General features: G+C 43.7%; 9 protein-coding genes. 1 reads left to right on the top strand and 8 read right to left on the bottom strand.

The window, feature by feature from the left end; genetic code table 11:
- The 4 genes from acnD to FY048_RS14460 all read right to left on the bottom strand — a co-directional run bounded on the left by acnD (nt 1) and on the right by FY048_RS14460 (nt 5,611).
- On the bottom strand, nt 1–2,607 hold the full coding sequence (gene acnD, locus FY048_RS14475; RefSeq protein ID WP_446091599.1) for a Fe/S-dependent 2-methylisocitrate dehydratase AcnD: 2,607 nt from the start codon (nt 2,605–2,607) through the stop codon (nt 1–3).
- Nucleotides 2,607–3,764 (bottom strand): bifunctional 2-methylcitrate synthase/citrate synthase, encoded by a 1,158-nt coding sequence (gene prpC, locus FY048_RS14470; protein ID WP_003655705.1) that lies wholly within the window; start codon nt 3,762–3,764, stop codon nt 2,607–2,609. The genes acnD and prpC overlap by 1 nt, the downstream gene beginning before the upstream one ends.
- A gap of 259 nt (nt 3,765–4,023) precedes the next feature.
- Entirely contained in the window at nt 4,024–4,908 is an 885-nt protein-coding gene (prpB, locus tag FY048_RS14465) for a methylisocitrate lyase (RefSeq protein ID WP_004706036.1), read from the bottom strand.
- Entirely contained in the window at nt 4,901–5,611 is a 711-nt protein-coding gene (locus FY048_RS14460; RefSeq protein WP_446091598.1) for a GntR family transcriptional regulator, read from the bottom strand. Before FY048_RS14460 ends, prpB begins: the two co-directional genes overlap by 8 nt.
- Nucleotides 5,612–6,126: 515 nt before the next feature.
- Here FY048_RS14460 and FY048_RS14455 point away from each other — a divergent pair.
- Nucleotides 6,127–7,341, top strand: coding sequence for an amino acid aminotransferase (locus tag FY048_RS14455; RefSeq protein ID WP_446091597.1), 1,215 nt, complete (start codon nt 6,127–6,129; stop codon nt 7,339–7,341).
- A gap of 48 nt (nt 7,342–7,389) precedes the next feature.
- Here the strand turns inward: FY048_RS14455 and dld are convergent, their stop codons facing one another.
- From dld to lldP, 4 genes are all read right to left on the bottom strand, one after another.
- Nucleotides 7,390–9,096 (bottom strand): D-lactate dehydrogenase, encoded by a 1,707-nt coding sequence (gene dld / locus FY048_RS14450; protein WP_446091596.1) that lies wholly within the window; start codon nt 9,094–9,096, stop codon nt 7,390–7,392.
- A gap of 435 nt (nt 9,097–9,531) precedes the next feature.
- Nucleotides 9,532–10,677, bottom strand: coding sequence for an FMN-dependent L-lactate dehydrogenase LldD (gene lldD, locus FY048_RS14445; protein ID WP_446091595.1), 1,146 nt, complete (start codon nt 10,675–10,677; stop codon nt 9,532–9,534).
- Nucleotides 10,674–11,426: a transcriptional regulator LldR gene (gene lldR, locus FY048_RS14440; protein ID WP_446091594.1), complete on the bottom strand. Its 753-nt coding sequence runs from the start codon at nt 11,424–11,426 to the stop codon at nt 10,674–10,676. The genes lldD and lldR overlap by 4 nt, the downstream gene beginning before the upstream one ends.
- Nucleotides 11,427–11,445: 19 nt before the next feature.
- Nucleotides 11,446–13,113, bottom strand: coding sequence for an L-lactate permease (gene lldP / locus FY048_RS14435; RefSeq protein ID WP_446091593.1), 1,668 nt, complete (start codon nt 13,111–13,113; stop codon nt 11,446–11,448).
- Nucleotides 13,114–13,173 lie beyond the last annotated feature (60 nt).

The raw sequence follows: 13,173 nt of genomic DNA, 5'->3' as shown, positions 1-13,173 counted from the left end.
TCAAGCCACTTGGCCTTCTAAAAAGTCTTGCGCAAAACGCTGTAATACACCGCCCGCTTCATATACAGAAACTTCTTCTTCTGTATCTAAACGGCAAGTCACAGGCACTTCAACAATCTCTTCTTTACCATCTGCTGTGGCACGCTCAATCACTAAAGTTAAAGTCGAACGCGGCGCAATATTACCAATCACGCTATAAAGCTCTGTACCATCTAGCTTTAAAGTCTTGCGGTTTACACCTGCTTTAAACTCAAGTGGCAACACGCCCATACCCACCAAGTTCGTACGGTGAATACGCTCAAAACCTTCTGCCACAATCGCTTCAACACCTGCAAGGCGTACACCTTTCGCAGCCCAGTCACGGCTCGAACCCTGACCGTAGTCAGCACCCGCAACAATAATTAATGGCTGTTTACGGTTCATGTAGGTTTCAATCGCTTCCCACATACGCATGACTTCGCCTTCTGGCTCTACACGCGCTTTTGAACCTTGCTTAATGGTACCGTCTGAACGAACTACCATTTCGTTATAGAGTTTCGGGTTAGCAAATGTTGCACGTTGTGCAGTCAAATGGTCACCACGGTGCGTTGCATATGAGTTGAAGTCTTCTTCTGGTAAGCCCATTTTATGAAGGTATTCACCCGCAGCCGAGTCCATCAAAATCGCGTTTGAAGGCGACAAATGATCGGTGGTGATGTTGTCACCCAAAATTGCAAGCGGACGCATGTTCGCTAAAGTACGTGGTGCAGCCAACGCCCCTTCCCAATATGGCGGACGGCGGATGTAAGTACTTTGTGGACGCCAGTCATAAAGCGGACTTTCAGCCTCTACGGTTACGCCTAAGTCAAACATTGGAATGTAGACTTTACGGAACTGTTCAGGCTTCACAGCTTCTTTTACTAAGGCATCAATTTCAGCGTCAGATGGCCAAATGTCTTTCAGGTAAATCGGGCTACCGTCTTTGTCATGACCCAAAGCATCTTTTTCGATGTCAAAACGAATCGTACCTGCAATTGCATAAGCTACGACAAGCGGTGGAGATGCCAAGAACGCCTGTTTTGCATATGGATGGATACGACCATCGAAGTTACGGTTACCAGACAGTACTGCTGTTGCGTACAAGTCACGGTCAATAATTTCTTGTTGAATGACTGGATCTAACGCACCCGACATACCATTACAAGTCGTACAAGCGTAAGCCACAATACCAAAACCAAGTTGCTCTAAGTCTTTTAGAACACCCGCTTCTTCGAGGTAAAGAGCAGCTGCTTTTGAACCTGGTGCAAATGATGATTTCACCCAAGGTTTACGAACTAAGCCAAGCTCATTTGCCTTACGTGCCAACAAACCTGCCGCCACGGTGTTACGTGGGTTAGAGGTGTTGGTACATGAAGTAATTGCAGCAATAATGATTGCGCCATCAGGCATTAAGCCATCAGAACGGTTTTCAACAACACCCGCAATACCTTTTTCTTTTAGGTCCGCAGTTGAAACACGTGCATGTGGGTTTGATGGCCCAGCAATGTTACGGGTTACTTTTGATAGATCAAAACGAAGTACACGTGGGTACTCTGCTTTGGTCATGTCAGATGCCCAAAGGCCGATTTCTTTTGCGTACTGTTCAACCAATGCCACTTGAGCATCTTCACGGCCTGTTAGGCGTAAGTAGTCGATTGTGTTTTGGTCGATGTAGAACATTGCAGCCGTAGCGCCATATTCTGGTGTCATGTTCGAAATAGTTGCACGGTCGCCCACAGACATGCTGTCAGCACCTTCACCAAAGAACTCAAGGTAAGCACCAACCACGCGCTCTTTACGCAAGAACTCAGTTAGAGCCAACACGATATCTGTTGCGGTAATGCCTGCCTGACGCTGACCTACAAACTCAACACCAATAATGTCTGGCAGACGCATCCAAGATGCACGGCCCAACATTACGTTTTCAGCTTCTAACCCACCGACACCCACAGAAATTACGCCCAAAGCGTCTGTATGTGGTGTATGTGAGTCTGTACCTACGCATGTGTCTGGGAATGCTACGCCATCACGCGCCTGAATAACCGGAGACATTTTCTCTAGATTAATCTGGTGCATAATGCCGTTCCCCGCAGGGATCACATCAACATTTTTAAATGCTGTTTTAGTCCACTCAATAAAGTGGAAACGGTCTTCGTTACGGCGGTCTTCAACAGCACGGTTTTTTGCAAAAGCGTCTGGGTCAGCACCACCGTATTCCACTGCTAAAGAGTGGTCGACAATGAGCTGAGTCGGCACAACTGGGTTAACTTTAGATGGGTCGCCGCCTTTGTCTGCAATCGCATCACGTAAGCCTGCAAGGTCAACCAAAGCTGTTTGACCTAGAATGTCATGACACACCACGCGCGCAGGATACCAAGGAAAGTCCAAGTCCTGACGGCTTTCAATTAACTGCGTTAAATAGGCAGTTAAGTTCTCGGCATCGGCACGACGTACCAATTGCTCTGCGAGTACTTTTGAGGTGTAAGGCAGTTTTTCGTATGCACCTGGCTGAATATCTTCAACGGCTTGACGCACGTCGTAATATTCAAGCTGGGTACCTGCCAGCGGTTTACGGTATTTTGTGTTCATTAACCACGCTCCGCCAATGGTTTGAATTTGAGATTTTCAGGGCCTGTGTAGTTCGCGCTTGGACGAATGATTTTGCCGTCTTGGCGTTGTTCAATCACGTGCGCTGACCAACCCGCTGTACGTGCAATCACGAACAATGGCGTGAACATTGCAGTTGGAACACCCATTAAGTGATAGCTCACCGCACTGAACCAGTCGAGGTTCGGGAACATGTTTTTCGCATCTTTCATCACTGCTTCTAAGCGCTCAGCAATGAGGTACATTTTGGTGTTCTCTTGCGCTTGTGCCAAATCATGTGCAACTTTCTTGATGACTTCGTTACGTGGATCAGAGATTGTATAGACTGGGTGACCAAAACCGATCACAACTTCTTTCTTCTCAACACGGCTACGGATGTCTGCTTCTGCTTCGTCTGCATTGTCGTAACGTTGTTGAATTACGAATGCAACTTCGTTTGCACCACCATGTTTAGGTCCGCGAAGTGCACCAATACCGCCAGTAATTGCCGAGTACATGTCAGAGCCTGTACCTGCAACCACGCGTGAAGTAAATGTAGATGCGTTGAACTCATGCTCAGCATACAAAATGAGAGATGTATGCATTGCTTCAATCCACTCTTCAGATGGTTTTTCACCATGAAGTAAGTGTAAGAAATGCGCTGCAATTGAGTCGTCATCCGTTTCAACTTCAATACGACGACCGTTGTTGCTGAAGTGGTACCAATAAAGCAGCATTGAGCCTAGGCTCGCCATTAATTTATCAGCAATATCTTTTGCGCCCGCTTCGTTGTGGTCTTCGTGTTCTGGAGTTAAGCAACCAAGAACTGAAACACCTGTACGCATTACATCCATTGGGTGTGCAGACGGAGGAAGTTGTTCAAGTGCAGTTTTAAGTGCTGCTGGTAAGCCACGAAGTGCTTTTAATTTTGCTTTATACGCTTTGAGTTCAGCTTTGTTCGGTAGTTTGCCATGTACGAGCAAGTGAGCAACTTCTTCAAACTGGCTACCGACTGCAAGATCAAGAATGTCATAACCACGGTAGTGCAAATCGTTACCGCTACGTCCTACGGTACAAAGTGCTGTGTTGCCTGCAACTTGTCCGCTAAGTGCAACTGATTTTTTTGGTTTGAAGCCTGTTGTTGTTTCATTTGAGCTCATAGAATCATCCTTTATATCAACCAGAATTTGTTGTTTGTTCAATTTTTACTTGGGTAAAACACGACAGCGTCTTGCCGAGTTCTCATCCATTTTTTGGATTAACCTGCCGTTCGCCTTACTTTTCACGGATGAAAAGTAAGCAAAAATCCTTGTTGGTCTGACGATATATCCATATATCGCAGTCCAACGTAGCGGCATCCATGCCGCCCTCACGATAGCCAAGACCATCGCTTCCTCTTCTTATAAAAAGAGGACTTGTTTATTTCTTTTTAGCAAATGCGTTGTCTAGGTAGTCTTCAAACGCATAGTAGTTAATGCGTTCATATAACTCTTTACGCGTTTGCATAATATCAACCACGTTCTTTTGCGTGCCTTCTTTACGCAAGGTTTCATACACAGTTTCGGCTGCTTTGTTCATGGCACGGAAAGCAGAAAGCGGATAAAGCGCAAGGCTTACATCGGCAGATGCTAACTCTTCAGTAGTAAACAGTGGTGTAGAACCGAACTCGGTAATATTTGCCAAAATTGGTGCGCCTGTCTTCTGAGCAAATTGCTTGTACATATCAAGCTCGGTAATTGCTTCAGGGAACAACATGTCTGCACCCGCTTCAATGTAAGCACCCGCACGGTCAATTGCAGCTTGTAAACCATCTACAGCCAATGCATCGGTACGCGCCATAATTACGAAGCTGTCATCACCACGCGCATCGACCGCAGCTTTAATACGGTCAACCATTTCTTCTTGAGTCACAATGGCTTTGTTCGGACGGTGACCACAACGTTTTGCGCCTACTTGGTCTTCAATGTGCATTGCGGCAGCACCAAACTTGATGAGTGCTTTTGTAGTACGGGCAATGTTAAATGCAGAAGCACCAAAACCGGTGTCAGCATCCACCAATAATGGAAGATCGCATACATCGGTAATACGGCGTACGTCTGTCAACACATCATCAAGGTTACTAATTCCCAAATCAGGTAAGCCTAAAGAACCAGCGGCTACACCACCACCTGATAAGTAAATCGCTTTATAACCTGCACGTTTTGCCAAAAGTGCATGATTGGCGTTAATGGTTCCAACCACTTGTAATGGCTTTTCTTGGGCTACTGCATCGCGAAATAGCTGACCTGCGGATTGTTTAGCCATTGTTATGTTCTCCTTGTGCTTGTAGCAGTGTTTGCTCAATAATTTTGTAAGAAGCATTGATATGTCGATGCATGAGCAGCTCGGCAAGTTCACCATCGCCTTCTGCAATTGCATCTAAAATACGGATGTGTTCGTCCCAAGCTTTGCTCGGTCGATCAGGTGTGTTTGAAAACTGAATTCGGTACATGCGGATGAGATGATAGAGCTCATCGCATAGCATTTTTTCTAGGGTTTTATTGCCACTACTTTTGATAATGCAGTAGTGAAAATCATCCTGCCCTTCTTGCAAGTAATATCCTTTACCTGCTTTAAAGTTTTCATCTTCAGCATGCATACGCAAAACATCACGTAGCGCCAAAATTTGCTTTTTATCAATATGCTGTGCAGCAAGTTTGCAGGCTAAACCTTCTAAAGACGCACGAATTTGGTAAAGCTCTTTAAACTGTTGCAGTGAAAGCGAAACCACGCGCGCGCCCACATGAGCTGTGCGCTCAACCAAACGTTGACCTTCAAGGCGATGAATTGCTTCACGCAAAGGCCCACGACTAATGCCATAAGTCCGCGCCAGTTCAGGCTCAGAAATTTTGCTACCTGCCGGAATTTGACCCAAAACAATCGCCGTCTGTATTTGTTTAAATACATTCTCGGTCAGTGTTCTTCCCTGACTTTGTAATGGCTCTGTTGCGAAGGTCAAATCTTGCATATTGTCAACAATTTTTAATCAATTATGGCTTTTATAGCGGTATGAATGAAAAAAATCAAGGTGATTGTTGACACTTTACAGAACGCATCAGGTCAATTTTTATCGTTAGACCTGACATTTCACCTTATATTTAAAGCATTACACCACCTACACTTTAGTATTTATAAAACAAAGGTTTAATGTAAATTTATCTATCGTTTTATGGCTTTTCTGGTATTAGTTTTTGATAGCTAATTTTTTGTTTCAAACTTTAGTCTACAAGGCCTGTATTACAGCAAGATTGTAGACAATCTATTTAAATGAAATCAGGAGTTATAAATTAGTATCTATTTACCGTAATTTCTTTTACATCTTTTTTATCGTTTCTTCTTGGAAATATCGATATTAGTGAAATTATCAGGTGCTTCACGGTAGCTTTATTGATACATTATTGAGCATCGACATAGAAGTAATGCATTTTTCGAGACAGAAAAAGCTTAACTCTATGCATATTGTTGAATGAAAGGACTTTTTTGATGTTTCAACATATCCCCCCATACGCAGGCGACCCAATTCTCTCTTTAATGGAACAGTTCAATGCTGATACTCGTTCTGAAAAAGTAAACTTGAGTATTGGTCTTTACTATAACGAAGACAGTATTGTTCCTCAGTTAGAGACCATTATCGAGGCGCAAAAGCGTATTGAGCCTAAGAACGGTAAAACCAAACTTTATTTGCCAATGGAAGGCTTCAAACCTTACCGCGAAGCAATTCAAGCACTTTTATTTGGTGCAAACAGCCCAGCAGTGAAAGCTGGCCGTGCTGTGACCATCCAAACGCTTGGTGGTTCAGGTGCGTTGAAAGTTGGTGCCGACTTCTTAAAAAATTATTTCCCAAATTCAGACGTTTGGGTAAGCCAACCAACTTGGGATAACCACGTTGCGATTTTCAATGGCGCTGGCATCAAAACTCATTTTTACCCATATTTCGATAACGAAACACGTGGTGTAGATTTTGACGGTATGCTTTCTACACTTAAAACTTTGCCTGAGCAAAGCATTGTGTTATTGCACCCATGCTGCCACAACCCAACGGGTGCTGACTTAAATCCAGCACAATGGGACCAAGTGATTGTAGTATTAAAAGATCGTAACCTTATTCCATTCCTAGACATCGCTTACCAAGGTTTCGGTGACGGTATGGAAGAAGATGCGTATGCAATCCGTGCTTTAGACCAAGCGGGTCTAAACTTCATTGTGAGCAACTCATTCTCTAAAATCTTCTCTTTATATGGCGAGCGTGTTGGCGGTTTAACTTTCGTTTGTGACGATGCAGAAGCTGCTCAGTGCACATTCGGTCAGTTAAAAGCGACTGTACGTCGTATTTACTCTAGCCCACCTACAACAGGTGCGTGGTTAGTTGATGAAGTGTTAAATGACGCTGAACTTAACCAACAATGGCAAGGTGAAGTAAAAGAGATGCGTGAGCGTATTATTAAAATGCGTAGTATCTTGAAAGACGAACTTACTAAAGCATTACCAGACCGTGACTTTAGCTACCTTGTAAACCAAAAAGGTATGTTCAGTTACACAGGTTTAACTGCTGAGCAAGTTGATATCTTGCGTGAAGAATATGCAATCTACTTAGTACGTAGTGGTCGTATTTGTGTTGCTGGTTTAAACATGAACAATGTTTATACTGTTGCTAAAGCAGTTGCAGAAGTGCTTGCTAAATCAACAGAAGCGGCATAATACATCTATTAAAAAAGGCGCTTCGGCGCCTTTTTTAATGTCTTTATATTAAGGTTTAGTTTTGCCCCAATACTTCAGTTTTGAGGTATGACCAATCCCCACATTAAAGCTATTGGTTGGGTCGAGTTTTTGATAGAAGTTCGCTAAGGCAGGCTTGGCAACATAAAGATGCCCGACATTATGCTCTGCTGGATATTCAGCACGGCGCGCATCAAGTAACTTCCACATTTGATGTTCCATTTCTAAAGGGTCATGACCCTTTTTAAGAATATAGTCCTGATGGAATACATGACAAAAGAAATGCCCATAATAGAGTTTATGGAGGATTTTATTTTCCATCTCGGCTGGCAGTTGCTCTACCCACTCGCGGTCATTACGACGTAACGCAATATCAAGCGCCACAATATCTTCAACTTCACTACGGTGGGTATCACGATAACGAATTGCCGCCCCTGCAATCGCAAAACGGTGTAAGAACGCCTTTCGGCCTTCTTCTTCACTACATACGAAATAGTTACCTGACTGATGTACTGCAAAATATTCTTTTAAAAACTGCTCGGTCTGTGCTTTTGAATTATTTTCAACACGTAACACTAAATGATGCTCATAACGATCTCGATACTCGGTCATACGCTTAGGCAAATGACTCGGTAAAAAGAAGGTAATCGTCTGTAAAATATGATCCGTTAAGCCTTTAATTTTAAATCTTTCTAAAAAGCCATCGACTTTATCTTTCATCGCAAAAGCTTTTGGAACATTGGCTGTACCAAATTTCTCAATAAATAAGAACGTGTCTTTTCCATACTTCTCACCAATTAAATAAGCATCTCGGTGAATATATTCGCCCGCAATCGGCAAGCTTGGTAGTGAAGTCAGTAAATAACGACGAATGGCAGTTAAATCATCGGCATCATTAGTACCAATATAAAAGACATTACTCTCTACTTTTTCATAGGTATCAAGGCGTACCGCAAACACACAGACTTTACCTGCCGAACCTGAGGCTTCAAACAATCGTGACGGATCTGCATTAAAACGAGCAGGTGTATCTTCATCAACTTGCGTCACATCGTGAGCATAACGATGGTCAGATGCCTGCTTTTCACCATCATCTAAAATATCTATGGCTTGATATTTCTGCTTCTCTAAACGTGTCAAAATTTCTTCGGGAGTCGAGCCTAAATTCACCCCTAAATGGTTCACCAGCTCTAATTGACCAGCAGCATTCACCTGAGCATATAACGCCAGTTCAGTATACGCAGGACCACGGCGTACCAAAGCACCGCCAGAGTTATTACATACACCACCAAGTACTGATGCCCCAATACAAGATGAACCAATCACTGAATGCGGCTCACGGTCATAGCCTTTTAAAATTTGCTCTAAATTATCTAAAGTCGCGCCCGGTAAACAAATCACTTGCTTACCGTCATGAATAACTTGGATACCCTTTAACCTGCGCGTACTCATGACCAAAACAGGACGGTCATAATCATCGCCATACGGGGTTGAACCACCAGTGAGTCCTGTATTTGCTGCCTGCATAATCACAATACAGTCTTCATCAATTGCAGCCTGGAGCACCTGCCATTGCTCTAGTAAAGTGCCCGGCACAACCACAGCAAGCACTTTCCCCTCACCAAAACGACGACCTTGACGATACTGACGCGTGCTTTGATCATCGGTCAAAACATGCGAACGCCCTACAATGTTTTGTAAGCGTTCAATCACTGCTTGAGGAGAAAATGTTTGCATGATGGTTTCCTTTTGGTCATCCATACCACATAGTTTTTTTAAATTTAGAGCAACACGACGGAGTCTTACAGGTAAAACTTCAATGTAAGCAGCTCATTCTGTTACTTTGGTTTTGCCCAAAGTAACCAAAGGCACTGTCACTTACAGAACCTGTTCGCTGTATCCATTTTTCAATTTACATTGCAAAAACAAATCCTTGCTCATACCACGCAGGCTGTAAGTGACGCTTAGCACCAGCAGCTAATTTCTTAACTCAATTGGCTACGCGTTGGCGGCAGGGATGCAGCCGTTTCGATGCGGTAGCAAGGACGTACCGTCATCGAAACAAAGGTTTTTGGTTACTTTTTTAAAAAGTAACGTCAATTAGCTACTTATATTGAACTTTTCCCGATAAGACTCCGTCGTGCCAATATCATCCAAGTTAATGCGAAAATATTAGAGCTTCATCGCCTGTACTAAACAATCCGCATTAATATCCGAAATCGACTTAGCACCCGTTAAGGTCATCGCAACACGCATTTCCTTATCAATCAAATCAAGTAAGTTCGACACACCTTGCCCACCTGCTGCTGCCAAGGCATAAACAAATGCACGGCCAAGTAATACGGTATCGGCACCGAGCGCCAACATCCGCACCACATCTAGACCATTGCGGATGCCTGAGTCAGCCAAAATCGCCAAATCACCTTTTACCGCATCAGCAATTGCAGGCAATGCACGAGCAGACGACATCACACCATCTAACTGACGACCACCGTGATTCGAAACCACAATACCATCTGCACCGAACCGCACAGCATCTTTGGCATCTTCAGGGTCTAAAATACCCTTAATTACCATTGGGCCATCCCAAAACTCACGAATCCACTCAAGATCTTTCCATGAAATCGATGGGTCGAAGTTCGAGCCTAACCAACCAATATAGTCTTCAAGACCAGTCGGTTTACCTAAATATTTAGATATATTGCCCAAGTCGTGCGGACGGCCCATTAAGCCGACATTCCACGACCAATGTGGATGGAACATAGACTGCATATAACGACGCATTGCAGCATTTGGTCCACTCATTCCCGAATGAGCATCACGGTAACGCGCACCCGGCACAGGCATATCTACAGTAAACACAAGTGTTGAGCAGCCCGCCGCTTTTGCACGTTCCAAAGCATTACGCATAAAACCACGGTCACGTAATACATAAAGCTGGAACCACATAGGACGATTAATTGCAGGCGCAACTTCTTCAATCGGACATACCGAAACCGTTGAAAGCGTAAATGGAATGCCCTTTTTGTCAGCTGCCATCGCAGCTTGAACTTCGCCGCGACGCGCATACATGCCTGTTAAACCTACAGGAGCTAATGCAACTGGCATCGACAAGGTTTCGTTAAACAGTTTTGTCTCAAGGCTTAAAGCTGACATGTCATTGAGCACACGTTGACGCAATTCAATTTCTGACAAATCTTGTACGTTACGCTTTAAGGTATGTTCCGAATACGCGCCACCATCAATGTAGTGAAATAAAAATGGAGGTAAGCGACGTTGTGCCGCAGCACGATAATCATTGCCAGAAGAAATAATCATTTTGAATCAACTCTATTTAAACGGTTCGCACGTTTCTGACGAGCTTCGTCTTCATTCAGAGAACGTACATGATTAATCACAAACTCAATATGACCGCAGACAGCTTGGCGCGCGGCCTCGGGATCTTTACGATCGATCGCATCCATGACCTGAAAATGCTGCTCACTCAGCAAGTCACTATTTATTGGATCGTTATAAACTTTTTTACGTCCCAACAAGACGTTGTATTGCAGTAAATCAAACAGGCTACGCATCATCTGAATCAGCACAACATTGTGAGATGCTTCTGCAATTGCTAAGTGAAACTCAGCATCTGCCACCGCGGCCTGTGCTGAGTCACCCGCATTTTGATGACGACTAATCTCATTAAAATAATGACGGATTTTGGCGCGATCTTCAGGTGTTGAGCGCAATGCGGCATACCATGCCGTGCCACCTTCAAGTAATAACCGCGCTTCTTGCACATCAAAACGGTACAGCGGATCTTCTTCAATCAAGTTACTAATTGGGTTCACAATCAGTTGCTGTGGCCACTGTTCAGGTAACTGCTGAATATAAGTCCCATCGCCACGGCGGCTACTGAGTACACCTTGACTATTGAGCTGTTGAATCGCTTCACGTAAAGATGGACGAGAAACTCCTAAGCTTGTTGCAAGCTGGCGTTCGGCAGGCAAACGGTCACCTTTTTTCATGTGACGCTCTTCAATTAATGCCTGCAATTTCATGACCACTTGATCGGAGATTCTCATCACGTTTCCTTCACTGGAGTTATGGAATCATCCACGGAACCAGATAAGCCTGAACCGTAATAATGATGCCAACAAAGATAGTGAATATGATGCTATGTTTTACCGTGAAACGGAACAAGTCAGATTCTTTTCCAACTAAACCTACCGCGGCACAAGCAATCGCAATCGATTGTGGAGAAATCATCTTACCCGTCACGCCACCGCTGGTATTCGCTGCTACAAGTAATACTTCCGGAATACCAATTTGCTGCGCTGTAGTTGCCTGTAGTGCCGAGAACAAAGCATTTGAAGATGTATCTGAACCCGTCAGGAATACACCAAGCCAACCCAAAAATGGTGAGAAGAAAGTAAACGCATGACCTGTATGCGATAGAGCCAAAGCTAAAGTTGCAGATAAACCTGAATAGTTCGCAATAAAAGCAAACGCCAACACCATACCAATCGAGTAAATCGGTGTTTTCAACTCATTGAGTGTTTCACCAAAAGTCGTTACTGCTTCACTTGCTTTCATTTTTAAGAAAATAGCAGTGATGATTGCAGCAATAAAAATTGCCGTACCAGTTGCAGAGAACCAGTCAAACTTATAAATCGCTTCGTATGGTTTCATCTCTGACACAATTGGCGGCATTTTCTCGACCAATTTATGCAAGTAAGGCACTTCAATTTTGAAAATTAAATGTTCCAGAGCCCCATCTTTTGCAAACAATGCTTTAAACGGCTTAACACTCCAGATGGTCACCATGACTGTTAAGATGGCAAATGGAGACCACGCCTTAGCAATTTTTCCAATACTGTAACGTTGAACCGTTGTAGGCTGCTGAACCAAAGTTTGACCAGCTTCAGGTTCAAAACGGAAAATATGTTTTGGTTTCCAGAAACGGAACAACACAGTCAGGCTGACCAATGAAGCAATTGCTGCGGTAATATCCGGTAATTCAGGACCAATAAAGTTAGATGTAAGATATTGGGCAATCGCAAAAGCGCCACCACCCACCAATATAGCAGGCCAAGTTTCTTTAACACCACGCCAGCCGTCCATAATCGCCATGATCCAGAACAACACAATCAGCGTTAAAAACGGCAACTGACGCCCAACCATCTGGCTAATTTCCATGGTATCTACACCAGAAACCTGCCCTGCCACAATAATTGGAATACCCATTGCACCAAACGCAACTGGCGCTGTATTTACAATCAAACATAAACCAGCTGCGTAAAGTGGCTTAAACCCTAAACCAACAAGGAGTGCAGCGGTAATTGCCACAGGAGCACCAAAACCCGCAGCCCCTTCAAGGAAAGTACCAAAGGCAAAACCAACCAATAACATTTGTAGGCGCTGGTCTTCGGTAATTGACAAAATACTTGAACGAATGACCTCAAACTGGCCTGTTTTTACCGAAATTTTATATAGAAAAACTGCCCCAATAATAATCCATGAAATTGGCCATAGACCGTAGAAAAAACCATAAATGATAGAAGCAAAGGCCATTTGACCCGGCATTTGATAGAAAAATAATGCTATCAACAGCGCAATAATGACTGTGCCTGTACCCGCGATACTGCCTTTTAGACGGAAAACAGCCAAAGCTAAAAAGAAGAAAATAATCGGGATTAATGCAACTGCACTGGAAAGCCAAATATTATTTAAAGGGTCATAAAGTTGTTGCCACATATTGAGCATTGTCATCTCCTTGAAATGCCGGGGCGAATTTTTTGTACCTTAAAATTTTAAACATTTAGCACAATT

The organism is Acinetobacter sp. 1124_18A (genome assembly GCF_052824995.1).
Note: the sequence above shows the minus strand (reverse complement) of the source record. Positions and strands in the feature narration are given on the sequence as shown.

Coding starts and splice junctions, on each gene's coding strand:
- prpB (WP_004706036.1), bottom strand. CDS start 4,908: ATGGCTAAACAATCCGCAGGTCAGCTATTTCGCGATGCAGTAGCCCAA.
- lldP (WP_446091593.1), bottom strand. CDS start 13,113: ATGACAATGCTCAATATGTGGCAACAACTTTATGACCCTTTAAATAAT.
- FY048_RS14460 (WP_446091598.1), bottom strand. CDS start 5,611: ATGCAAGATTTGACCTTCGCAACAGAGCCATTACAAAGTCAGGGAAGA.
- dld (WP_446091596.1), bottom strand. CDS start 9,096: ATGCAAACATTTTCTCCTCAAGCAGTGATTGAACGCTTACAAAACATT.
- lldR (WP_446091594.1), bottom strand. CDS start 11,426: ATGAGAATCTCCGATCAAGTGGTCATGAAATTGCAGGCATTAATTGAA.
- prpC (WP_003655705.1), bottom strand. CDS start 3,764: ATGAGCTCAAATGAAACAACAACAGGCTTCAAACCAAAAAAATCAGTT.
- FY048_RS14455 (WP_446091597.1), top strand. CDS start 6,127: ATGTTTCAACATATCCCCCCATACGCAGGCGACCCAATTCTCTCTTTA.
- lldD (WP_446091595.1), bottom strand. CDS start 10,677: ATGATTATTTCTTCTGGCAATGATTATCGTGCTGCGGCACAACGTCGC.
- acnD (WP_446091599.1), bottom strand. CDS start 2,607: ATGAACACAAAATACCGTAAACCGCTGGCAGGTACCCAGCTTGAATAT.